The 25,105-nt window shown below is 39.3% G+C and carries 20 protein-coding genes; 10 read left to right on the top strand and 10 right to left on the bottom strand.

The window, feature by feature from the left end; genetic code table 11:
- Positions 1-32: 32 nt before the first annotated feature.
- The 5 genes from JST56_00690 (at position 33) to JST56_00670 (ending at position 6,392) form a co-directional block, all read left to right on the top strand.
- Positions 33-1,199: a hypothetical protein gene (locus tag JST56_00690; protein ID MBS1987491.1), complete on the top strand. Its 1,167-nt coding sequence runs from the start codon at positions 33-35 to the stop codon at positions 1,197-1,199.
- A gap of 24 nt (positions 1,200-1,223) precedes the next feature.
- Complete coding sequence (locus JST56_00685) at positions 1,224-2,432, top strand: hypothetical protein (protein MBS1987490.1); 1,209 nt, start codon at positions 1,224-1,226, stop codon at positions 2,430-2,432.
- A 24-nt stretch (positions 2,433-2,456) separates the two neighbouring features.
- Complete coding sequence (locus JST56_00680) at positions 2,457-3,569, top strand: hypothetical protein (GenBank protein MBS1987489.1); 1,113 nt, start codon at positions 2,457-2,459, stop codon at positions 3,567-3,569.
- A 93-nt stretch (positions 3,570-3,662) separates the two neighbouring features.
- The gene (locus JST56_00675; GenBank protein ID MBS1987488.1) at positions 3,663-4,814 is read left to right on the top strand and encodes a hypothetical protein; all 1,152 of its coding nucleotides are present in this window, start codon (positions 3,663-3,665) and stop codon (positions 4,812-4,814) included.
- 3 nt (positions 4,815-4,817) lie between these two features.
- Entirely contained in the window at positions 4,818-6,392 is a 1,575-nt protein-coding gene (locus tag JST56_00670) for a hypothetical protein (GenBank protein ID MBS1987487.1), read from the top strand.
- Positions 6,393-6,447: 55 nt separating this feature from the next.
- Here JST56_00670 and JST56_00665 read toward each other — a convergent pair whose 3' ends face one another.
- Together JST56_00665 and JST56_00660 are read right to left on the bottom strand one after the other, a co-directional pair.
- Positions 6,448-8,484: a hypothetical protein gene (locus JST56_00665; protein MBS1987486.1), complete on the bottom strand. Its 2,037-nt coding sequence runs from the start codon at positions 8,482-8,484 to the stop codon at positions 6,448-6,450.
- Between the two features lie 46 nt (positions 8,485-8,530).
- Positions 8,531-9,268 (bottom strand): ankyrin repeat domain-containing protein, encoded by a 738-nt coding sequence (locus tag JST56_00660; GenBank protein ID MBS1987485.1) that lies wholly within the window; start codon positions 9,266-9,268, stop codon positions 8,531-8,533.
- A 260-nt stretch (positions 9,269-9,528) separates the two neighbouring features.
- On the opposite strand from JST56_00660, the gene JST56_00655 reads away from it, so the two are divergent.
- Together JST56_00655 and ileS are read left to right on the top strand one after the other, a co-directional pair.
- Complete coding sequence (locus tag JST56_00655) at positions 9,529-10,185, top strand: hypothetical protein (protein ID MBS1987484.1); 657 nt, start codon at positions 9,529-9,531, stop codon at positions 10,183-10,185.
- A gap of 136 nt (positions 10,186-10,321) precedes the next feature.
- Positions 10,322-13,252, top strand: coding sequence for an isoleucine--tRNA ligase (gene ileS, locus JST56_00650; GenBank protein ID MBS1987483.1), 2,931 nt, complete (start codon positions 10,322-10,324; stop codon positions 13,250-13,252).
- Positions 13,253-13,356: 104 nt separating this feature from the next.
- Here the strand turns inward: ileS and JST56_00645 are convergent, their stop codons facing one another.
- The 8 genes from JST56_00645 to JST56_00610 all read right to left on the bottom strand — a co-directional run bounded on the left by JST56_00645 (position 13,357) and on the right by JST56_00610 (position 23,566).
- Positions 13,357-15,024 carry an AAA family ATPase gene (locus JST56_00645; GenBank protein MBS1987482.1) on the bottom strand — a complete coding sequence of 556 codons (1,668 nt, stop codon included), beginning with the start codon at positions 15,022-15,024 and terminating at the stop codon, positions 13,357-13,359.
- A gap of 181 nt (positions 15,025-15,205) precedes the next feature.
- Entirely contained in the window at positions 15,206-16,537 is a 1,332-nt protein-coding gene (locus JST56_00640) for a ubiquitin carboxyl-terminal hydrolase (GenBank protein ID MBS1987481.1), read from the bottom strand.
- On the bottom strand, positions 16,534-18,819 hold the full coding sequence (locus JST56_00635) for a hypothetical protein (protein MBS1987480.1): 2,286 nt from the start codon (positions 18,817-18,819) through the stop codon (positions 16,534-16,536). Before JST56_00635 ends, JST56_00640 begins: the two co-directional genes overlap by 4 nt.
- A gap of 30 nt (positions 18,820-18,849) precedes the next feature.
- On the bottom strand, positions 18,850-19,887 hold the full coding sequence (locus JST56_00630; GenBank protein ID MBS1987479.1) for a hypothetical protein: 1,038 nt from the start codon (positions 19,885-19,887) through the stop codon (positions 18,850-18,852).
- A gap of 349 nt (positions 19,888-20,236) precedes the next feature.
- Positions 20,237-20,830, bottom strand: coding sequence for a hypothetical protein (locus JST56_00625; protein ID MBS1987478.1), 594 nt, complete (start codon positions 20,828-20,830; stop codon positions 20,237-20,239).
- A gap of 23 nt (positions 20,831-20,853) precedes the next feature.
- Complete coding sequence (locus JST56_00620; protein ID MBS1987477.1) at positions 20,854-21,372, bottom strand: hypothetical protein; 519 nt, start codon at positions 21,370-21,372, stop codon at positions 20,854-20,856.
- 26 nt (positions 21,373-21,398) lie between these two features.
- Complete coding sequence (locus tag JST56_00615) at positions 21,399-22,706, bottom strand: hypothetical protein (protein ID MBS1987476.1); 1,308 nt, start codon at positions 22,704-22,706, stop codon at positions 21,399-21,401.
- Positions 22,703-23,566 carry a hypothetical protein gene (locus JST56_00610; protein ID MBS1987475.1) on the bottom strand — a complete coding sequence of 288 codons (864 nt, stop codon included), beginning with the start codon at positions 23,564-23,566 and terminating at the stop codon, positions 22,703-22,705. The genes JST56_00615 and JST56_00610 overlap by 4 nt, the downstream gene beginning before the upstream one ends.
- Positions 23,567-23,654: 88 nt before the next feature.
- Between JST56_00610 and JST56_00605 the strand changes: the two genes are divergently transcribed.
- From JST56_00605 to JST56_00595, 3 genes are read left to right on the top strand one after another with little or no spacing between them, the layout of a single operon-like run.
- Positions 23,655-24,071: a hypothetical protein gene (locus JST56_00605; GenBank protein ID MBS1987474.1), complete on the top strand. Its 417-nt coding sequence runs from the start codon at positions 23,655-23,657 to the stop codon at positions 24,069-24,071.
- 10 nt (positions 24,072-24,081) lie between these two features.
- On the top strand, positions 24,082-24,615 hold the full coding sequence (locus JST56_00600; GenBank protein MBS1987473.1) for a hypothetical protein: 534 nt from the start codon (positions 24,082-24,084) through the stop codon (positions 24,613-24,615).
- A complete protein-coding gene (locus JST56_00595; GenBank protein MBS1987472.1) occupies positions 24,615-25,097 on the top strand; it encodes a hypothetical protein in 483 nt (160 codons plus the stop codon). The genes JST56_00600 and JST56_00595 overlap by 1 nt, the downstream gene beginning before the upstream one ends.
- Positions 25,098-25,105 lie beyond the last annotated feature (8 nt).

Raw genomic sequence — 25,105 nt, 5'->3', positions numbered from 1 at the left:
ACGATTTTGTCTCATACAAAAAGGAGTAATCTATGCAAGGGCTAACGCGTAATGTATCAATTGTTTTTTTGGGAATGATTGGTTCGTTAATAAGTATGACTCCTGATATTGCATTTCAAAATCAGGAGCTTAAGATTGAATTTTGTATTGCTGATATTAAGTACAATGATAATGCATTGAAAATTCTTGAGTTTGGTGGTGGTCCACGCTCAGGATTTGAGGGTTACGATGCCTCATTTGGTTTTGGTGCAATGTGGACTGAGTTTTGGAAGTATTTAGCCCAATTTAATCGTCCAATGTGGTACATAAAAACTCCAATAGGAGAGCCTTGGATAAGCTTTATGGGAGCGAAGACTTTTACAAGCTTAGGCGGCCGTTTTGCGCTCAATTCAGACGAAGTACAACATCTTGTTTCTCAACTCAGCTCTGTTGGGCCTGATGGAACATATTCGAATTATAATGGCATTTTTTTAATTAACAAAAGAATGCAAGAGTTTGGTCCAATTTATGATGTTTTAAAGCAGAAATACCCTTCAGCCGTTTTTATTAATGAAATTGCGAATAATTTTATTTTTAACAAATCTAAAACAGATCGATTATTCAGAGATGATGAGTTGCGACAATATCGCCCCCAAAGCATGGTCTGCTTAAAGCGTTATGATGCTGGGCTTGCGCAAAAAATTATCAATACCATGCAGTGCAACATGTTTGTGATTAAGCCGCTTAATGCACAATATGGGAAGGGGATAATTTTTGTAAAAAAAGAAGAGCTTGATTCTATGCTTAAAACTATTTTGGTTCAGGTGAAAGATACAAAGCACTTAAGAGTTCCTCTTGCTGAAGCTATTGCATACTGGTCTGAAGATAACAATTCTCGCTTCATGATCGAAGAATATATTCCATCAAAGTTGGTTGAGTTGGAGGGAAAGAAATATGATGCAACGCTTCGAGCAGTATTTGCTATGCATTGCTTGAATCGAAAAATAACGATAACAGTTCTGGGTGCTTATTGGAAGCTTCCAGTATACGGGGTTGATGATCAATTTTCACTCAACGATGTTCATCAATCGAGCCAGCATGATGATCGAGAAGTTTATTCACTTCCCGTTGATCCTTTGGATATGGAGCGAATTCGGGCTATTTTGACAACATCGCTCACCCGTGTTTATGCAAAGATGATTACTCAAATAAAAAAATAAAAAATGATGATGAGGAAAAAAACTATGCAACTTTTAAAATTAAGTTTCGTTATTATTTTCTCAGGGACCTTGGGTTCATTGATGGGTGCTGTGCCAGAGGTTATATCTCAAAAACAAGAACTGAGTATTGAATTTTGTATTGCTGATATTAAATACAATGATGATGCATTGAAAATTCTTGAATTTGGTGGTGGGCCGCGTTCAGGCTTTGATGGATACGATCGCTGGTTTGGCTTTGGTGCGGCGTGGCGTGAGTTTTGGAAGTACTTAGCTCAATTTAATCGTCCAATGTGGTACATGAGGACTCCATCATTTGAATCTCCTGTGGGGAAAAAATGGCTTGAATTTATAGCGTATGAAACATTTCTGGGATTAGGAGGACGCTTTGCTCTTAATCCTGAAGAGGTTGAAGGGTATATTTCGCCTTTGAGTCCACCAGCCGCAGATGGAACATATCCAGATTATAACGGCGCTTTTTTAATGAACATTAGTCGCCATAGACCTGAATATGGTCCTATGAATAGCGCTATGAGAAAGAAGTTTCCATCAGCTCTTTTCATTAATGAGATTGCAGATAAATTTGTTTTTAATAAGTCTAAGACTGATCGTCTATTTAGAGATGATGAATTACGACAATATCGCCCTAAAAGCATGGTCTGTTTTAAGCGTTACGATGCTGGGCTTGCACAGAAAATTATTAACACGATGCAGTGTGATATGTTTGTCATTAAGCCGCTTAATGCCCAGTACGGCAAGGGCATAATCTTTGTAAAAAAAGAAGAGCTTAGTTCTATGCTTCAAACTATTTTGGTTGAAGTTAAAAAACAGGGGCAAACAAAAGTGACTCTTAATGAATCGGTTGCTTATTGGTCTCAAGATAGCAACTCGCGCTTTATGATTGAAGAGTATGTTCCATCAAAGCTTGTAGAGCTGGAAGGGAAAAAATATGATGCAACGTTGCGTGCAATTTTTACCATGCACTGCTTGAACAAAAAAATAACGATAACGGTTTTGGGTGCCTACTGGAAGCTTCCGATTTATGGAATTGGAGATGATGCTTCACTTAATGAAGTGCATCAGTCTCATCAATACGATCGAGCAATATTTTCGCTCCCTGTTGACCCTGTTGACATGAGGCGTATTCGAGAAATTTTGACTACATCATTGACTCGTGTTTACGCAAAAATGATTGCAAGTACCAAGAATAAAGATAAAAAAATAAAAACAAGCTGATTTTAACACAAAGAGAGTGAGTTTGTGATGATAAAAATATTCATGCTTTGCTTGATGGTAAGCATCTCTTGTGTAGGTGCTTCTGGGCAATTTCCCAATGATATTTCATTTTGTATTGCCGATGTGAAATATGATGGAAAAGATCTTAAAATTCTAGAGTTTGGTGATTGTGCTGAGTCCATGTTTACCGGGTACAATGCTTTGTATGGCAACGGTGCTATTTGGGCCTCTTTCTGGAAATATTTGGCAGCATTTAAAGCTCCACTTTGGCTTATTGGTGGAGATAAGAAATTTATAGGATTGCCATCATTTAAAAAAATGGGCGGTAAGCGTGTATCGACTATGAATGCTTTATCCTTAGCAATTGATAGAGATAGGGATCAAAAAAAATATGATTCGAGTAATCCTGCAGGTATTGTATTTATCAAAACAGCATATTCTCAACCAAGCATGAAATTGCTTAAGCGTAAATTTCCATCGCTTGTTTTTATTAATAAAAAAGTCCGCCATCACGTTATTAATAAATACCGGACTGATATTTTATTCAAGCAAGATAATGACTTAAAAAAATTTAGACCGGGCTGTAAGGTATGTAAAAAAAAGTATACTCCTGGACTGGCGAAATCAATCATTAATGAATTAAAAGGCAATACGTATGTCATCAAGCCAACTCATGGAAGTTGCGGTAAAGGTGTAATCTTTGTGAAAAAGAATGAGCTTGATGAAATGTTGCAAGTTCTATTGGGAGACAGGTCAAATTTAAGAAAAATGAGAAATGTCAGCTCGCGTATGTTTGATTTTTGGCTTACTGATGGTGCATCGCATTTTCTTGTCGAAGAATATGCTCCATCCAAGATTCTCACGATTGCTGGAAAACCTTATGATCCAACGATGCGGTTGATTTTTGCGATGAACTCTCTCGGTAAAAAAATTGAAATTGATATTTTGGGAGCATACTGGAAGCTTCCGGGGAAGCCTTTAACCAGTAATAATAGCCTCACCGAAAAACATCGCTCTGATATTCATAGTTCAGCTCCAGTTAATTCAGTAAAAGTTACTCCAGATGATTTGGAGCATGTTTCTCAAATTTTTAAGCCTATGATGAAAAAGCTTTATCAAAGTATGTTGAAACCTTGAATTTTCTGATCTAGCTGATTACATGATCTTATGATAGGTTTGAGAAGGCATTTAATGGTGCTTTCTCAAACCGTTTAAAAAAGGAAAAGGATCATGAAAATCAGTATGCAATCTAAAATTCTATCGCTGGTGAGCGTAATTATTTTGAGTTCAATATTGCCTATTCTGGCAGCTGAAAAAAAAGTACCTGATGATATCTCGTTTTGTATAGCAGATTTAAAATATGACGGAAAAAATCTCAAGGTTCTTGAATTTGGTGATTGTGGGCAATCGCTCTTTAATGGACACGACGCCTTGTATGGGCGGGGGAGTGTTTGGGAGAGATTTTGGAACTATCTGGCACGTTTTAATTTGCCAGTTTGGTATGTTGGTCATGCCGGAAAATCAACCGGCAGTGATGCGCTTGATCGCATTGGTGGGCAGTCTGCGCAGAGTGTTGTACGGCTGCAAGGCATAATTGAAGCAGATGCTCGTGCAAAAGGATTGCGAAACTTAAAAAATTATCAAGCGATTGTATTTATTAGAAGAGATCATCAGCGGCCTGCCATTGAAGCGATGAGGCGTAAATTTCCATCAATTCTTTTCGTTAATCAAGTTGCGTATACTCATATTGTTAATAAGCACAATACGCATCTTTTATTTCAAGAAGATCATGAGCTCAAAGCATACAGGCCCGTCTGTAAGCCGTGCAAAAAGCGATACACTCCTTCACTTGCACAATCTATTATTGATGAGATGAATAGCGACTTATATGTTGTAAAGCCAACCGATGGTAGTCGCGGGCGTGGAGTGATTTTTGTTACAAAAGATGAGCTTGATGTAACGTTGAAAACTATCTTATACGATCGAGAAACACTCAGAAAAATGAGCAACCAGTCGCCTTATTGCTATGGTTTTTGGCTTCTGGGCAAAGCAAAAAACTTTCTTGTTGAGGAATATGTTCCATCAAAAACGATTACCGTTGACGGTAAACAGTACGATGCAACCATGCGACTTGTTTTTGTAACCTATCGCATCAATCGCAAGGTAGGTGTTGATATTTTAGGAGCATACTGGAAGCTGCCGGCCAAAGCGATTTCTGAACAAGGGTCATTTGTTGACAAGCATCGTTCTGATATTCATGGAACAGCTTCGGTGAGTTCTGCAAAAGTAAGTGCTCAAGATTTAAAAGCGGTGAGTACACTCTTTTGTCCAATGATGGAAAAGATTTATCATAAAATGCTTACACAATATTATGGTGAGTGATCTATGTTTTCAACTCAATCATTACCTCAATCTTTTTTTCAATATTCATGGGCACGTCGCCTTATAATATTTTTTATCGCACTCAGTACGCGGAGCTTTCTGGGGTATATTTTTTTTGGCAGCGTCGATATTCCTTGCTTCATTTCGATGACGCACTGTACCTTACATCACGATTTGCTTGCATTTCCCATGTGGAACTATGTTCCTGTTCTGACCTATTTTTTGTGGATCCCAGGATTTTTGATTATTAAAACGGGGCTTCCTGTTGCATTCTGTATGAAATTGGTTCCCATTTTTTTTGACTCGCTTTTAGCAGTGTTAATTATTGATATCGTTAAGAAACATCAACCTAGAATTGCTCAATGGGCTGGTTTAGCTTATGCATTGTGCCCAATTCCCATTATTATTACCTCAATTCATGGTCAATGGGATGCGCTGTTTTTATTTTTTTTAATTTTGAGTTTTTATATTCGAGACTATTTTCAAGATACATACACCAAATTTTTCTGGTTTGGTTTTGTCTTTGGATTTTCGCTGCTTATCAAGCCGGTTTCGCTTATTTTCTTGCCATTTTTTTTTACGCCAGCACAAGAGAAATTAGATGAAATTTGCAAAGCGTTTTTCCGTTGGTCAACGGCTTCGCAATCGGTAAAAAAATACCTGAAATTTCAGTTTGTGGCATGTTTTGGCTTTGCGCTAGTATGTAGTTTGGTAGCCGCTTTTTTGGTTTGGTATGGGTTTAATCTTTTTAAACTTGCAGACACGATTGGGCGTTACGGCAATCGTGGGGTCCAAGTCCTTGGGCTGCCATTTTTCTGGCTGATTAAAGATTCAGTGCTTGCCTCAATGTTAAAACATAGGCTTCTTTTCTTGGGAGCTATTGCGGTACTGGCCTGGTTTTATTATAGATCGCGCATAACGGCGTTTCAAGCAATACTCATTACGTTTGCGCTCCTCTTCGGCCTTTCAGGCATCTGCCCTCAATATTTCATGTGGCTGGTTCCATTGTTACTTATAACACGCATGTTTTTGTTTGCCTGGTTTTATGGCGCCGTTGTTACCAATTTTCTCGTTTTATTTTATGCAAACCCATGGGCAAATCCTGTTGTTCCCTATCAAAATATGCTGAGCTTTGCAGCCCTTAAATCATGGTTGAGGTTCACACCGTCGGCGATTTTTGCCTCAGAACAGTTTGTTCCGATGATTCAACTATTGGGTAATTTGATTATTCCCGTCGTATGTACTGTTATTGCTGTATGTGCATGGTTGGTGCGCAGCGGGCCTGTAGGGAGGAACGATCTGTATCGCCCAGGCGTTGATTGTTACCTGCTCAGCACAGGAGCGCTTTTTGGTATAGTTTTCCTAATGCGCTCGCTTTTTAATTTTGATCAAGCCCTTCAAATTTTTGTTCAAAAAAGTCAGCTTGTTCTTGATTCATACGCTGTCAACGTAATAAGCGGTAAGCCAAGTGCTCTATTTCAAGGCAGTGTATTTTTAAATGTTATAACGCTGTGCCTACTCTTCCTTGTTTTGTGTAGTATATCGCTGGCAATAGCTTCATTGCTTCAAAAAAAATAGGCTCAAGGTTCTTATGAAAAACCTTGAGCCGCGTGAGATTAACTGATGATGATTTTTATACGACAAGAGCGTTGAGTTTTTCACCAAGCTCTTGATTTTCGTTAATCCATGTTGATTCACAAAGAGCGTTGTTTAAAAGCTGTTTAGTTTTAATAGATAAAGCAGCTTTAATATTTTTGTGCAGAAAATTGATAACATCAATAAATCGATAACCTCTATCGTTCTGCAAAATATCAATAATACTTATGGCGCAACTTTCATCGTTGATTTCTTGCCCAAGATAGAGATGGCGTGCAAGCCCTTCTGGAATTTCTGATATCATTTGAGTTACTGGTTCAACTCCTGGAAGGCCCCCATAAGGGTTTTTTGGTGCTGCTTTCATAGTAATGAGTTTTGCTAGATTCCACGGAGCAAGTGCGGTGAGAAGGATGAGTGATTTATAAGCATGTTGTGTTTCTTGAGTTGAGCAGTGTAATTTGAAGAGACTTAAGCTATAACCATTGGCTCTACCCCGTAGTCGTTCTCTTTCTGTTGGGCAAGAGCAAAAGCCGTGAACAGCCGATAAATTGATGATTAAGCCACCGGTATTGTTTGATGCAGAAATACTTAAAGTTTCACAATTATCAAAATTAGCTAAGGTTTTTAGTTTCCAGTCAATAAGCGGTGCAAGTGAGTCAAAAATCTCTTTTGCATAGGTGGCATTACACATGAGCTGTGCATTATCTACTTCAAAATTGATTTCAAGAAGATGAACTAGCCCTGAAATAATGTTATTAAGATTTGCACGTATTGCTAGCCCGTAGGTGTTTGCAGGGTTATAAACGCCGAGAATTTTATTCCCTAAATGTATGAATACAATGCCATCTTGTTCTTTAATGATTTTAAAATCTTCTCGATTTTTAAAAAAATTTGTGAGTTTACTTTCACTTAAATTGTCACCAATATGTATAAAACCATCGATTTCTGAAGCTAGGTCGAATTTTTTAGTATGTCGACTAACTACGTTGTCATCTGAAGTTATAATTTTGCCATATACAAATCCGGGTAAATTATTAATGAGTTGGCTAAAATCTGTGATATGTTGTTCAAGATTTTGCGTTTGAGATTCTTTAAAAAAGTTTATTATGCTCAATTCCTTGTTTTTAAAAGTTGAACTCTTAAGCGTAAATTGTACCAAGTTGCACAGAAGTGTTTCAATGCAAACGGGGTATCTTGTTCCGCGTGTTTTTATGTCTGGAATTTCTATTATTTGAGCCATTTCATTATGGGTACTTTTAAGAAAAGTGATGAGCGAGTCGATAAAAATTGATTGAGAATTTATTGTCTTTGCAGCGTTCCAAGATATAAGGACGTTTCTTTTTTTAGTGGTTGCTATTTCTTCAATGGGGTATTGAATTTCCAATTCAGTACCTTCTAATCTATTTTTTTCCACTTGATAAGCGATGCAATATTCTTGAAGAGATTCTTTATCTGACGCCATAAGGCATAGAAATGCAAGCAGAGCTCCTGATGCGAAATGATTAATTAACCGAGCGTTTCGAGCGTCAAGGGTTAATGAGCCGCATTCTTTGAGTGATTCGATCAGCAAGTCGACAAAGTGTCTATTTTTTTTATGAAATTCTGATGTATTTGGAAGATGAGTATTCAGCTTGTGAAGAAGAATAGCTTTGAGGTCCATTATTTTTTGTTGAGTATCTTCAACTGATATGCTTTGCGGGATATCTTTTTGTGCGAAATCGATAGTTGCAATTATCTCCCCAATAAGTAATGGGTTGAGGTGGTGAGCAACTTGAAATTCTCCTGTCACCGGTAAGATGTGTGAAGAGTCAAGCTCTGGATATGGGCATTTGAATAAGTGATGGAGTAAATTTTTTGTTGCGGGAGTTTGCTCTTCATCAAGTGCATTAAGATATGTTGGCATCATATGAAGCAATGCCATTCCTGCATAAGGATTTGCATGGTCAGGGATCTGAGTAATCTGTTCAAAGCCACGTAAAATATCAAAGTTTGGGGTTGCTTGTGCATTTTGAGTGACTGCTAACGCAAAAAATAGTGTAATACGACAAAGTATTTTTTTAAAAAAAGTACTCATGTTTTATAACCTCCATGAACTAATTTTTAGAACTATTTATGAATTATCATGCATGAATCGGTTGAGTTAAAATTGAGATAATTTCTTGGTTATCGCGTTCATATGCATAATCAAGTGGTGTTTTTCCTTTGCTATCCTGAGCATTGATATCAGCGCCTAAATCAATAAGCGTTTTGGCAAGCTCTGGAAGTCCCCAGGTGACCGCTTCGTGGAGCGCTGTTTCACCCGGTGTATTTTTTCCATTGATATCAGCACCCCTGCTGACCAAAAGACGAATCATTTCTTGGCACACAGGGAGATAGGTTTGTAGGTCTTCCGGTGTAATAGTTTTATCATCGATATCATTGATGAGCCTTCCGCCATGCGCAGCGGTGCAAAGAGGTAGCGTGCCATCAGCATCTGGATAGTTGATATGTTGTGTTCCATGGTCTAATAAAAACTCGACAATACCACTATGAAAATTCCATATGGCGCAGTGTAAGGGCGGTTGCTCGGCGCAATCAATTCCTAGGTCAATATCAACTCCGTTTGCAACCAAAAGTTCAATAACGTCTAAGCTGTTGGCTTCTATGGCAGCAATTAATAAAGTTCTTCCCGCTTGGTCGCGTGCATTAACATTGAGCTCTTTTGTTTCGAGTAAATCTCTTAAAGTACCGATATTTGTGAGATAAAACGTTTCCTCATCATGGTTAAAGCACATTTGTTGAGGTTGTGCGGCCCAGAGCGCATCACCTGAAACAAGAGCAAGGAGTAAAAAAAACATAATTTTTTTTGAGATATTCATAGTCTTATCTTTCAAATAAAGTATTGCGATTTGTGGTTTTAAGTAATGATTGTGGGGATTATTACGACTTATTATTACATATAGTATAATAATTTACCCATTTTTCTGCAAACGCCTATAGCCGGCTTTTGCCGGTTAGTATCTGTCATATATATTGCTTTAAACTTGGATAAACTGGTATTTTGCGCTCGTTTGTAATCATTACCAGCTCTGGTAATCTATTTAGGTTAGCTTTAAAGTACTAGTCTTTTGGGTGTATCGTGATCATTAAAAAAAATATTTATTCATTTTTTTGTATAGTTTTGCTTGCGCTGAGTGTATCAACTGCAGAGGCGGTTGATTCTCGTGAAGATAGACCGATAAGCAACTACAATAAAGCCATACATTTTTTGCTTAATTATAAAACGGCAATCGCTGTGCCAATTATAGCTCTTGTAGCCTATTCTGTCATTCTGGGAGATATCCCTTTTGTTGATATTCCGCAAGAATTGCTTGAATACTTTGACCTCACTAGTTGGGGTAATTATTTTACCACTTCAAGTGAGATTTTATTAGATTCTGAGTCTGGGGTGGAGGAGTCAATAACACTAATAGATGATAAGCCGGCACAAATCAAATCATTACTCCAGACGCTTTCGGGTGCAGAAATTAAAGCGATTATAGAAGCGATACCTGCATCTATTCTGAAGTGTTTGCCTCAAAAAGAGGTCGACATTATTTTTGAAAAAATGGCTCAAGGCATTAACTTTGTGTCTGAATCTGAAATAAGTGGTCTTGTAAAGTCAATTAAAGCATGCATCGCTCTTCTGAAGGAAAGTGGAGAGAAATTATCAAGTCGGGAGTCTGTCAGGCTTTTTGGAATCTATTTCAAGCATTATGATCTTGTTGACCAACTTGAAGCAATTATTAAGTCCTAATTCGGGAATTTCTTATTTTTGATTATTATAGAGTTGTCAGATGTATCCGCTTTTGTGGGGCATATACCCTGGCGCAAATCAATGAATGCGTTAAACTAGACCAAAAGTTTCCCTTTTTGTTAACCAGGAATAGACCATGAATGAAAAAGAACAAAAGAACCCCTATCAAAGTACTTTAAATTTACCAACAACCGAATTCTCAATTCGTGCGAATGCGCATGAAAAAGAGCCAGAACTTTTGAAGCGTTGGAAAGAGCGTGGTATCGTTCAAAAAGTTGTTGAGAAAAACAAAGGCAAAACAAAATTTGTTTTGCATGATGGCCCTCCTTATGCGAACGGTCATATTCATATGGGGCATGCGCTCAACAAAATTTTGAAAGATATCGTTTGCAAGTCGCAGCGCATGATCGGCAAGTACGTTCCGTTTGTTGTAGGGTGGGACTGTCATGGCCTCCCCATCGAGCTCAAGGTAATGAAAGAGCTTGAAACACAAGCCCAAGAAAATGCGCTCCATAAGTCGATGGTCAAGCAAGCGTGCCGTGAATATGCTTCTGGCTGGATAGCTGCGCAAAAAGAGGAATTTGAAAGCCTAGGCGTGCTTTCAGATCAGACAACACGCTATGCAACCATGGATCCAACCTATGAAGCATCAACCGTGCGAGCACTTGCAACCTTTGTAAAAAAAGGTTTTATTGAGCGCAAGGGCAAAACAGTGCCATGGTGTGCTTCGTGCAAAACGGTACTTGCAACAGCAGAAATTGAATATCAAGATCGCAAAGATCCATCCAGTTATGTGCTCTTTCCCGTGCCAGACGAACTTGCACGCATGACCTTCCCTTTTGCATTTGAAAAGCACAAAGAGCTTGAAGTTAATTTTTTAGTCTGGACAACAACGCCGTGGACTTTGCCGCTCAACCGTGCGCTTGTCATCAATCCTACCACTGAATATGTTGTACTCAAGGAGCCTACAACCAACAGAGCATTTATTGTTGCAGCTCAGTTAGCTGATAAAATTTGTCAGATGCTTACTATTGAAAAGCAGGTTGTTGCAGAATTTGATGCCGTTGTGTTTCAGGACAAGCGTGTCTATCATCCCCTCATTGACCATGTCACCGTTCCGGTTCTGCTTGATGAATCAATTTTGGCCAATGAAGGAACAGCTGTTTTGCATTGTGCGCCGGGTTGCGGGCCAGACGATTACTTGCTTGGTATTAAAAATAATTTAGAAATTTTCTCACCAGTCTCCGATGATGGAAAATATACCTTTGGCATCATGCCTGCAGAGCTTGAGGGAATGCCGGTTGCCGATGGGCAATTTTGGGTACTCAAGGCATTGGCACAAAAAGGGCGCTTGCTTCATAAAACCTCCCTTACTCACTCATATCCACATTGCTGGCGTTGTCACAATGGGTTGATTTTCAGAGCAACCGATCAGTGGTTTTGTGATCTGCAAAAAAATGATCTTGTTTCTAAAGCGTTGCACGAGCTTGAGTATATTGAATTTATTCCTGCGTGGGGTAAGCAGCGTCTTTTATCATTTGTTGGCAACAGAACCGAGTGGTGCATTTCGCGTCAGCGCCAATGGGGCGTTCCGATTCCAGCTTTGTTATGCGGCACCTGTAATTGGGCATACTTGGATGCAGAATTTATTGCCAAAGTTGCAGACCGCGTTGCGCATCAAGGTGTTGAATATTGGGATTGGGTGACCATTACCGATCTTCTTGAAGAAGGTTTACTCAAGCCAGACTTTGCATGCGCAAGTTGTGGCAACAACGATGTAAGCTCTTTTGTTAAAGAAGAGGATATTCTTGATGTTTGGTTCGACTCCGGTGCAAGCAGCTATGCCGTGCTTGCTCAAGATTCCAACATGTTAGGGTTTCCTGCAGACTTGTACCTTGAAGGGTCCGATCAGCATCGAGGCTGGTTTCAAAGCTCTTTGCTCTGTGCAATGGTGATTGAGGGCAAAGCTCCGTACAAAGCGTTGTTAACACACGGTTTTGTGGTTGATGAAAAAAAGCACAAAATGTCCAAGTCGGTTGGCAACGTAGTTGCGCCCAATGAAGTAATCAAGCAGTACAGCCGCGATATTTTGCGCTTGTGGGTTGCCAGTGCCGATTATCAAGACGACATTGTTATTTCTGAAAAAGTGCTTAAAAATATGGCGGAAGTGTATCGAAAAATTCGTAACACCTGCCGATTTCTTATTTCAAATTTGTATGACTTTGATGCATCAAAAGATCTGGTTGCGTTAGAAAGTCTTTTGAGTTTGGATCAATTTGCTTTGGCGCAGCTTCATGAGCTCAATGCAAAAGTTCAAGATGCTTACGCGCAGTATCATTTCTCAAGCATTGTGCAGCTGGTGAATAATTATTGTGCCAACGATTTGAGTGCTGTTTACTTGGACGTTATCAAGGATCGTTTGTACTGTGAAAAAGCTGATGGTCATCCTCGGCGTTCGGCCCAAACGGTTATGTATCATATGCTCCAGGTGCTTGTTCGTTTGCTCGCGCCGATTATGTCATTTACTGCAGAAGAAATTGCCGATCATGTTGGGCTTGATCAAGATTCTGTTCATTTGACCGACTTTGCCCCTTGTCGAGATATTTGGGAAGAGTTGCGTCCGGTTGATCATCTACGTGTACCACTTGGTCAGTCGCGTGTTGAGTCGACCGTGAAAATGCAAGGCTTCTGGATCATGCTGCATGAATTGCGCGCTGCAGTGCTCAAGGCAATTGAACCATTGCGTGAGCAGGGTGTCGTCAAGCATTCACTCGAGGCAAAAGTGACTATACACGTCACCAAGATTGAGGGCATACGCGACCTGTTCAATGAATTTGTACAAGAACATAAATCGCTTGAAGATGTGAATAAATTCTTCAAAGACTGGCTCATTGTTTCACATGTTGAGTTTGTTTCGTCACTTGGCGACTGTCAGTCAACCGATCTTAACTGGTTGTCGCTCAAGGTTGAGCATGCCGATGGGGTTAAATGCCCACGTTGTTGGCATTGGTGCATCAGTACCCATGACAAGCAACTGTGTAAGCGTTGCGAATTGGTTTTAAAATAAGATATTGATAATTTATCGAGATCCAGAAGCGTATTTAAGGCTCTGAGTACTATTTTGTATTCAGGGCCTTAAAATTTTTTATTTGAAGTCAGTAAATTGTATTTTTATGCTTGCTTAAGCAAAACATTCTTTTTGTGACAAGCGATACCAAAAAATGCAATTTTTTTGACCCCTCGGCTCTCGAGCTCAGTCGCATAGCTTCTACTCTTAATCTGCTCAAGAGCACGATCAGCGCACTTTTGCATAGATTCCTTAAGATCTTTTTTCTTAAATTCTATGATAATGCCGGGCAGTGTTTTGTCCTGGGGTATAAGCATGATATCGTAACGACCATAACCGCTTTCGCGATTTGAGCGTACGGCGTATTTTTTTGAAAAGAGTACCAACAAACCTAGGGCAAAAAGGTGGTAACTTTTTTCAGGTTCTGCATCAGAGATGTCATGAAAACTCATGCTTTGTATCATAAATTTACTTAAAAGTTTTTCAAAAAGTTCACCATCAGCATCGCGCAGTGCAGATTCTAGGTATCTAAAATCGTCATTACCTAAGCTTTGTTTAAAGAGACTGTCGACGAGCGTGTTAAAAAGAATGAGTAGTTCTTTATTGGGAAGTATAAGCTCGACATACGTAAGTCCTTCTTCAACGTGGGATGATGCTGCGGTGAGATAGCCGCTAAAAAGAAGAAGTGTCCAAATTGAGTTTGCATCATTGAGCATGCCTGGCAGCGCCATGCCTTCATTAATGATAATATCAGGCAGAGAATTTCCAGTGATTAAGAGGCCGCAAGCATCTTTAACCTGTGTACTTGCTTCGGCAATAATCGTATTGATAAGCGCGTTGTCGCTCGTGTTGACCCAGTAGGGGCGAAATACGCCGGATTCATCAATACAATTAAGTGCTGACCATGGGTTGTAAATTTTTGTTTGACCGATTAAATAGCCATTATACCACGCTCTGAAATCGGCATGAATATTTTCAAGCTGATAGTCTTTGAGGAGACGTTCAACTTCCTGCTCCGTAAAGCCAAAGCTATTCGCAAAGTCTTGCTGTAAAACCGTAGCGACTTTAAGGTTATTTAAGCCTGAGAAGATTCCCTCTTTTGCTGTGCGCAAAATGCCGGTTACAATACTTCGTTCAAGGCTAGGATTATCCTTGAGGACATCGGTCAAAAAACCTCGCATAAATGAAATTACTTCTTGGTAATATCCTTTAACAAAGGCCATGTGAATAGGGGCATCATACTCATCGATTAAGACAATGACTTTAGCTTTGTGATAGCGTTCAAGAAAACGTGAGAGATAGAGCAGGCTCATCTGATAATCGGCATGAGTAGATGAAAGCGAGGTTATTTTGTTAAAAAATTCTTTTTCGTTTGTATCTAAAATATCATTATCTAATAAATAGCTGTGTTGTCGATATTCATAAGCAATGAGATGAATAATTTTATGGTAGGTATCCTGCCAGTTCGATTCTTTAATGCTTTTAAAAGTTATAAAAATAACGGGGAACTTCCCTTGCAGTTTTGCCATTTCAGGGATCTGCCAGATTTTTTTATCCTCAAAAAGGTAAGCATGTGATGTTGTTGTTTTTTCAAAAAAATATTTGAGCATTGATAAGTTGAGTGTTTTACCAAAACGGCGAGGGCGAGGCATGAGTGTTACTATTCCACCCTTGTAAAAAAGCTCTTGGATAAGTAATGTTTTATCAACGTAGTAGTAATTATCTTCAATGAGTTTTTTGTAATCACTGAGTCCAATTGGTAACCGCTTCATGATCCAAGCCCTTACGATTTTAAAAACTTATGTTACAGCTTGCTTTGGTGGGATTATACAAAGTATATCAACGATAGGTTCAATGGCAATGAATGGTCTTAAGTGGCTTGTGTCGGTCTGATACATTCAGTTACTATGGATAAGTAATTGATTTTTAGGGGGATACGATGTTTTTTAACTTTTATGCACCAAGATCGTGTTTCAGCTGCTCCAAGCTTTTTTTGAGCGTAGTGAGTCTATTTTTTAAATTCATGAGTTTATTCTTGAGGAGGCGTAATTTTTTGGCCAAAGGATCTTCAAATGTTGGAACTAGATAGTTGTTGAGCTCTTCTGGTAAATTATCGCGTACGTAAAAGAAAATGTAGGGCGTTCCATCCAGGTTTTCGTCATAGTCTTCTTCTTCTTCTTCGCTTTCGCTACCACTCTGAATGTTAAATTTTTCTATCCCAGCTGCTGCAATTCTTTGAACAAGTTTCTCTGCATCGTAAACAGTTTCATCGTCAAATTTTCTCCATGTATTATCTCTCGGATCTTTTGCATAGGCCCAGTAATGGCCAGCACCAAATGCACCTTGATGAACGACAAAGCCAACGAGTGAGTAGGTTATATTCCCAATTGATTGATCTAAAAATATATGAGGAGGGAGTGTCAGATTCTGATCAAAAGTAACAGGTTGCATAATTTTTTCTTGAACATAAATAATTTGATTTTCTGTAATTGTTACAGGGAAACCTTTATCATCGGTTATGACGTTGCCATCTTCATCACTTTCTGTTTTTTGAATCTCAATTTCTTCTTCTATATTTTTGAATCGATTAAGCGAGACAATAAGGTAGGGAGGAGCATCTGCAATCGATAACTGTTTAGTTGCATCAACGTTTCTGTTGCACAGATCACATTGATATTGATTTTCATCTGTTAACTGTTCTTCTTCAAAATATTTTTCGATACAAGATTCAATTGAGGCGTTTGGTGTTTCAGGTATCGAAATTTTGAGTATAAAGTCAGGGCTCGCAGCGTTTTCAGATAGGTGACCTGATGCACACATTACTTTTGAATGACTCTGTATTAAGAATAATTGTTTAATAAAATCAGGGTTAGGATCTTTGCTCATGAGATAATTGAGAAAGTATTCTAAATATTCGGGTGTATCTTGTTGCTCATCAAGTCCCCACCAATCTGCAATTCGATTGATGATAGTGTGATGAAAGTGATTTGTTTCAGTATTAATATCCAGAGGGCCTTCAGATAGGGCTTGCTCTTCAGTTGATGCCTGCAAATCTTTTAATAAACCGATATATTGTACTATTCCATCGCTTTCTTCATCGTGCATAAATGTCGGTTCATTTTTTTTAAGATACTCTGATAGTGGCGTTATATGAGAGAAACATTGAGTGCTTGCATTCATGTAACAGCTATTCGCGCAATTGATGAGACCTCGATTGATAGCACCAGCTTGTCCTGTGCTCAAGAAAATTGAAAAAATAGCTACAAGAACGCGTATTGATTTCATTTTCCCGTCTCACTTTGTGACAGTGCTTTTTTCAGATGTGTAAGACTATTGCTGAGCTGTCCTAATTTTGTTTTAAGCAGTGTTAATCTTTGTTTTAGTTGGTTTAATTTTTCACTGAGTGGATCTTGTGGTTGCACAAGGGAGTCCGTAATTTTCTTTCTAATCAGATCAATAACATCTTTATTTTGAAGCGGCTTTGTTGATACCAGAGCTTCTTGGATTATTTCTTGTTTAATTTTTTCGAGTGCTTTGTCTGCTTCCAATTTTTTTATTTTCTCTGAGAGTGCTGTGTTGGTGAGGAGTTCTTGAACTATATTATCAAATGCATCTGTAACATTTTTTTTATCAATATCTGATTGTTTAAAATCAGTTTTAGAAGTTCCCTCTTTATTCATAATTATTTCTATAAAATTATCAAATTTGTAGGGATCATCATTTTTATTGATTTCATCTTGGAGTGAGGAATTTTCAAGAAGGCGTTCGAGGGCGGTTTTTTTAGAAAGAGGGTGCGGAGTATTGATATCAAAATTTTCTACAAGAAATTCAAAAAATTTAAAATATGTTTGAGGTGAAAATTCATCAATAAAGCTAGCATATTCAAATTTTTTATTATAAAAATTATCAGTAGGGGGTATCTTATTCGTAATCAGCTTTTCTACTTCGTCTTTTGATTTTCTTTCTAAGAGGCTTTCTAAAAAGTCAACAAAGAGATGGAGTATGCTTTCACCGCTTTTTACATGCGCAAATCGATATCCTGGATTTTTCTTGAGTTCATTTTCCAGTTTTGCTTTTTTTATTTCTGTACTCATTTGAAGTGTTTTGAGTTTTTCGGAAAAGGTTTCATCAATAATTGGTACTATCTGTGGCTTAGGTTGAATTGGTTCTGGTTTAGGTTGAACAGGCTGTGGCTTTGGAGTAATCGGTTTAATTGGCTCTGGCTGAAGAATTGGTTCTGGCTTGGGAGCAATTGGTTGGATTAGTTCTGGTTGATCAGCTGGAGTTTCTTGTCGTTGATAAAAGAAAATATATGGTGCCTGAGCAGCTGCAGTTACGCCAGCTATTGATTGATTGCTACGGGATGAATCATTGTAATGGTACCATGCGTGACTACCGCTATCTTTAACATCTGCATTGTAATGACCTCCGCCTGTGCCACCTAGATGTAAGACTACACCAATCAAATGGAAAGTGACCTCTCCTGTTTCATCAGCCAGGACAAGTTTTTCTTGCGATGCAACTGGTGTCATGATACGGCTTGCAACTCCATTAAGTTGTTCAAAGCGTTTAGGTGATAAAACAAGAACTCGGGGTAGTTTTTTAAGAGAGAATTTTCTTGTGCCACCCAGAGAACCGCACGATTCACAAAAAAATTCATCAACTCTTTCGCTTTGATTAAGAAAGTTATTTAGAAGACTTAATAGGCTTACAGCAGTAGCTTGATTTGGGGTTGGGAGCGAGAGTAGCCATGCAGGATCGAGTTGTGTTGATTGGTGTAATCCTTGCTGACAAACAAGAGTTGATTGGAGCGTTATTTCAAAAACATTTTTTACATCAGCGGTGATTTGATTTTTGAGTTGAATGTGATTGAGGACAGATTCCCAGTCATAAAGATCTATGTCATTTTGAATTTTAGTTATTTGAGCATCAGTAATAGCATAGATTTTTGTTGTATAATTACTAGAGGCACTTTTCTTGTTCCCTTCGATAGAAGTGATATCTTTCAAGTGATGTTTAATATCTTCAATATTCGTTATTGGGTATGCCTCAAGTCTGTGTTTAAAGGAGCTGAATACTTCTTCGTGGAAATTGTGTGTTGCATATCTACTTCTAAAAAACTCAGTGATAGTTCGTTTGAGTTCAAATGTTGGCTTTGATTCTTCTGTGAGTGTGGAGAGAACGTATGAAAGAAATTCTTGGGCATCATGTTGCCCTAAGGCCATATTTTTGATGCTTTCATTTTTGGTATTTCTAACGATATAAGCACGAAGAGCTTTTGATCCAGAAATGGCATTTGATTCTGTGCGAAGTTTATTGAAAAACGCAATTAACTGGCCGGGAATAGAGTCTGCGATGTAATAATTTTCTTTGTTTAAAATTTTTTCAAGTGCTGGAATGTTGCTGAGGACTTGCATGGAAGCGTTAAAAAAACAGTCATTTCCATTTTCATTATTAATTCCAGGATTTGGTTTTGTCTTGGGTGTAACATTCAAAGCAAAATTTTGAGAAATGCTAACCATGAAGGATAGAATAAAAATCAGGCTTATTTTGTTGAATATCATCACCACACACTCCAAGGCTTGATGAACTAAAAACTATTTTTTTACGCACACCGGGCATTGCTTGGATGAGCTGAGTCCCTTGATGAATTCAACCGTTCCAAACTTTTTATACAAACAGGTTTTATGGTACGCATGCTTGCATGAATACATTTTTCTGTTGGGTGCCTTAATCTGTTTATGGCAGAGCTTGCACACCAGTTTTGTAAGCTGCGTTGTATGTTTCTGAATTTCATCATGAGCAAGTTTTTTCATGTCGTAATGATCGATCTTTCCATTGATTGATCGTCCATTAACCTTAGCCATTATGTCTCTAAAAACCTGGTTTCGCTCGGTTCCTGGAACACCTTTTGATTGTATGATTGCATGGACGAAGCTATGAGCTTTTTTCAGCGTAACAAGATGTTTTTTGCGATGAGTGAGTGTCTTGCGTGTATGTGAGCTTGAAGCTTGTTGAGTTGAGCTTGCGTCGTGATGAGCTTGGGCAGGAAGTTGTTTTTGGTAACTCGCCAAAAGTTTTTGTGTTCCTGCAATGATAGCGGTCATATCGTTATAATCGACGGCAAGCGATCCTGTTGCCGCATCAAAGTATGATTTTTGGTAGAGTTGATGCATAACAAAACCACGCACGGTGTGCCACATCGCGTTACGGTAGTCAGGGTTGCTGATTGTCATGCGGTTGGTCAGATAGTCAAAGAGTGTTGCTTTGATTGCCCGCTTTGCTAAGCGAAAGTGCATATTCAGCGGCTTGGTTGCCGGTTTATATTTTGCGGGAAATCGTGCCTTGAGGTAGTGCCTTAGGTTCCGCTTGATGGTACTTAACTGTTTTGGAGTTAATTTTTTTCCATGTGCGGTAATAAGCACGTGTCCAGTTGTCGCAATTTTGCGGAGCTCGTGCTTGGAAAGATTGAGGTTATGACGCTTAACCTTTGATACCAGGTAAGCATCAAACTCTTTGAGTGCATGATTATGAGGTATATATTTTTCTGTGTTAACAAGCAGCGCAGAGAGCGCAATACCCTTGATAAAAAGTAACAGAAGAAAAAATCGTATTCTTTTGGCGCAGCGATGCATGACAACCCCTCTCAATTTTTCTATCTCATTATTTATCTCACGATAGCTGGCTTATCCAAGCCGAGTCAACAGATCTATATCTGTGCAGCTTGAGCGCTTAAAGCTAGATCTTAAAGCTGCGTGCCAGGGTAAACATCAAACAAACCAATGAGCTTACAAAAACAATTTTAAGAATGATGATCGTTATAAATGCATTGTTATTATTAAAATCAAACCATTTCTTCATGAAGGCTCCCCGCCAATTTTTTTATAATTTTAAAATACCATTAAATATCGCCACCAATAAGGGCGATAAATTAATAATAGCAAATGTAGTCTGCTGAATTCAAGAATTGAGTAAAGTTGGATGCTACTTGCCAAGGGCTGCTGCAATGACTTCAATTTTGTTGAGCTGGTTTTGCATAGCGGTCAGCTGTGACTCGCTGTTCTTAATTGAAGCCTCTTGCATGTGGGCGAGTCTGCTTGAATTTTCAATTTCGCTCGTGCTTCGGGCAAGGCGTTGAGCTTCTGCCGCACGTTGACGCGCTTCAGAAGTGACACTCAGCTGCTTCTCGCGCAGTTCTTTGAAAATTCTTTGAACATTGACAAGATTTTGTCGATGAGTAGAGACTTTCGTGCGAAGTTTTTCTTGTTCCTGCTTGAGTGAACCAAGATCTTGGTTTATGCGGTCAACTTGATTTTTGCTTTGTTCAAGCGCTCGTTTAATTGCACCGAGGTCGGTATGTGCAAATTTAACCTGACGCATGAGCGGTTCAAGCTTATTTTGAGCATTCCGTATTTGAGCCTCAAAGGCCTTTTGAGCTTGTTCTTCGGTTAATTGTGGGTTTGCTTGTGGTGGAACAAGCAGAGGGGTTGGGATAGCAGCAAACAGGGTGTGGCGAGCGTGCGAGATAAAGACTCCGGCAAGCGTTGAGAGCAAGAGAACTGCTAATAACTTTTTCATGATCAAACCCCTTCTTTATATTTTTATTGCTCAAGTGTAGCCGTTGTCTTGGTAAGATTTTCAAGGACCGTCTGCTGGTTTTTGAGTAAGCCGGAAACATCGTTAATAGTTGCTTGCAGTTTTGCTACAGCTGACTGAGCTGTTGCAACATCTTGAAGCTTGTTTGCTTGTTGTAAAACTGCCAGCAGTGGTTGTGCGTCTTGCAGCTGCAGATTAGTTTTTTTAATAATCTGGTCGGCTTTATCTTGGGTGTTTTTGAGAAGCTGTTGCATACCAACAACTCTTTGCTGCATGGTTGCTATTTTTTTCTTGAATTGTTCATGCTCGCGCCGTACATCTTGTGATGCGTTTTCTAGTGCAGAAAGCGGAGCGCGTTTGAGCTCAATTTCGCGGTGCATTTTTTTTACATTCTCATGTGCAAGCGCAGCTGCGGCTGTTGCTGCTGAGGTACGCGCTGCATCGCCGGCAAGGTTTGCCCGCAGGTGTGTTGTTGCGATGCTTGCAAGGACAGCGACGGTTATTTTAATTAGACTCATTTTCATGAGCATCTCCCTTTTTTCATAATATTTTATTTCAAAACATCTACTATTTTATCGTAGAGATTTTTGATTTCTGTTGGTTTTACCAGGGGGCTGCTTGAATTAGTTGGGTCAGAAAACTTTTTTTCAAAGTTATTCTGAATAAGTTTGAGAGAGTCCCTTGCTTGTTCAAGGTCTTTTTGGTCTGCAGCTGCAATAGATTGAGGAGGAGTTTTCTTTTTTTCAGTATCAGCTCGCTTGTAAGCAGCATCTGTTTTTTTATCATAATAATCTTTAATGGCTGTTATTTGTGTGGCAACAATTGGTGTAATGGGGCAAAGATTTTTAAGATTATCCAAGATTACACCCCGCGCATCATCTTGTTTCGTTTGAAGTTCGGCATCACTTGTTGGGTAAACGATCATACATACAAGGTGCGAAAGAAATTTTTCAACAGTCGATTTGGCCCTAATAACTTCTTGATCAAATCTTAATTTATCTTGCTGACTCAGATTACCATATGCTTTTTCGTGTATTTTGAATTTATCAACCAGCCTGCCAATAATACCAAGCTGGCCTTTATAGTATTCTTGAATATCAGTTGCTTCATCAGCTTTTTCGTTGATATTTTCCATGGCTTTTACAATTTCTTTGTGAGTCGACATGAGGCTGTCTTTATTTTTTGCATATTTTTTTGATGATTGAGAACTAGATGAGTAAGACTTCTTTGGTTCACCAGTCTTAGAAGAATCAGTGTCAGTACCAAAGGGTGCTGCTTTGGTCGTTGTTAATCCCCTGGAAGAACTAGGTGATCCATACGATGTTGGTGAACTTTGCCCCCAGCTAGAACTGGGTGAATAGCTACTTTGTGTACCATAGTTCGGTGTTGGTCGATATCCACCGCCACCTCCCCAGCCATATCCACCTTGACCAGAAGGGCGATATCCACCGCCACCCCAACTGGTGCCACCAAATCCACCACCACGGCTGGAAGGTGTTGATGCATGGCGATGTCTTCCGGTAGCAGTTCTGCTGCGCAGGGCAGTTTGAGCTTTTTGTTCACGAAGTTTAATTTTTGCTTCACGCGCTGTTTGTACCTCCTTGCCGCCTGCTATTTGAGAAAGGCCTTGAGCAATAGGAATGACATCGTCCGAAAAAATTTTTGCAATGCGTCGTTCGGTCGATGAAAGATTGCGCGGTGTTGGAACTTTGACTTTAAAACGTTGTTCATCTTTTTTCTCAAGTTCTTTTCCATTTTCATCACCTTTGCGCGATGACATGGAGCGTCTTTTTGGAGCGGCAGAAACTTGTGTTGAGTAGGCGATGAGTAAAAGTGTTAAAATAATGCGGAAGTTCATGATTCCTCCTCATCATCATCTAAATTAATTTTTTTTGGCGGTAAAGCTTTCTGCTCTGGTGCGCCCCGACGTCCTCGTTTTTTTCGTTGAATAATTTTACGAGGTTCCGGCAGATCAAGCTTTTCTTGTGCGCGTTTGAGCAATTCAGCCTGCTCTCGTTCTGCCGATTTAATTTCTTGGGCTTCAGTAACTTGAATTTGTTTATGGAGTTTTGAAAGTTCATCGACGGTACTAACAATTTTTTTACGGAGCTCATTGGTTGCTGGGTTGTCGGCATAGAGGACCGCAAGGTACAATTTCTTTGAAGCAAAAATATCTTTTTGAACGGTAATCTCATCAAGTGCATCTTGATAATGGGTAAAAAATTGTTTGAATTGGTCTGAAATTTTAGGACTTGTTTCAACAATCTGCTCAACCGATGCGAGCAGTTCAACCAGTTGGTCCATGTAATAATCGTACGCTTTTTGTTTTTGATCAGAAACTTTGATTGGGGCTTGCTTGCCTTTTTCTTGTGTAATAACAATTGGTTCTAAGAAAAGATTTTTAAGATCTTTACCAAGGTCCTGTTTATCAGCAGCGGCCTTTTTTTCTGGCTCTATAAACGGTTCAGTCACGGGAGCTGTTAGTGGAAATGTTGGTTGGCTTATGGCAGCTCCCGGCATGGGACGTGCGGGAAGTTCACCTTTTGCTTCAGCCTCTTCAACTGCTTTTTCGATATCTTTTGCGAGCTGTTCAAAGTCTACCCCCTGGAAAAGATCTTCAAAGCTAAAGGTCTTTGCACTCCAGAATGAGAGGCAAAGATACATGAGTGCCAGGGAAAGAAAACAGATAAATTTAAAGGTGCTCTGGGCTGTTTTCATGTAAATCCTTTGCTTTTATAAAACATCTCCTCAAGCTAGGAGCTGAGCCATGATGCACTACTTTTAGTTTAATTGAATCGGTTTAAATATGTCAAATGTTAAAAAATGTTTAATTTTTAAAAATAAAAAAAATCAAAATAGAGATTATTTGTTAACTCCAAGGCCAGGTTTTTTATTGCTTGATTTTGTGATAACGCTTGGAATAGCAATCATTTCGATAGCAGTATTGGGGAAATTGCTCCACGTAGCGGTGCAAACGCAGCGTGCAATGGTGCAAAAGGCTCACCTGGTCGATAATATGGTGGAGCTTGCGAATAATCGTGCTGGAGGTTGCGATTTAGCAGTTCATCGATACCAAGCGCAGCTGATATTTGATGAGGCGGCTCATGGTGCATGGTGCCAGCGGTGGAGGGGGCAATCGATTTTACCAGAACAGCCGATAAGGCTTGCTCTGCATGAAGTTGATTTTCAAGGGGGTAAGAATCTTTTTCGATCAGGAGTGTGAGAGGGTTAGTGTGCGAAGTAATAAATTGACTCAGGCGTTTTCTCTTATCGAGTGCATGATTTATTTGAGTTGTACAACAATGCTGAGCTTGTTTGTATTTGGTTTTGCATCGTCGCTCTATAAAGATGTTTCCCATGCACGATCGGCTCTGCATGCTCATCTTTATCTGCAGCTTGCGCGTGATGTTGTTAAGCGAGATTTGTTAGGAGCAAGTGGGTTCTTGCAGGACTATGATGTTGAGAAGAATATTTTTAAGAAATATTGGATTGATCATGCTGGTCGACGACAGTTTGCATGGATTGGATATCAGGTGAGACCTAAAGGACTTGCACGATTTCAAGGGATTTATGATCCCCAAGGAGGAACTTGGAAAAAGAAATCGGTGAGCTCTCTTCCTGCGCAGATTAGACAGCTTGATTTATCATGTTCGCTTGATGAGGTAACAAAGCAGGTGCTGCGTGTAACCATGACGTATCATGTGGAAGAGCAGGGCCGCAAGCGCATACTGAGTGATCAATCTTTGATAAGAAATAGGGTGGTGTGATGAGTCGTAACCATCATGCATTTGCAACATTATTGGTACTGACAATACTTATGCCGTTAAGTATCCTTGTATTTCATTTTTGGCATACGGCGAGCATTTATTATGAATTAACGATTCAGCGACAAAAGTGTCATGAAGAGGTGCAGCAGCTTGAAGCAGTGCTTGCAGTAGTCGTTAAACAGCTCAAAAAAGATCATGTAATTATTTGGGGGCAGTTGGGCCGCCTTGCTCAACCGCTTGTTTTGCCACTCGTGCTGAGTCAAGATAGTAAGACTAAGAGCGCTCATTTTCGTGCGCTCATTGATAAGCCATTATTACTTGACGAGCAGCAGGTCAGAATTTGCATACAACTTCTTGTGCAACAGGAACGCGTTAAACGATCACTGACCTGTTTATTGAACCGTGAACAAATGCGACAAAAAGAGAAAGAGGGTTATGTCTTTACGATTGACTACTTTACTCTGGGGGCAACAAATATCTAGAGATAAAG

Source organism: Candidatus Dependentiae bacterium (assembly GCA_018266175.1).
Classification (GTDB): domain Bacteria; phylum Babelota; class Babeliae; order Babelales; family RVW-14; genus JAFEAY01.
Note: the sequence above shows the minus strand (reverse complement) of the source record. Positions and strands in the feature narration are given on the sequence as shown.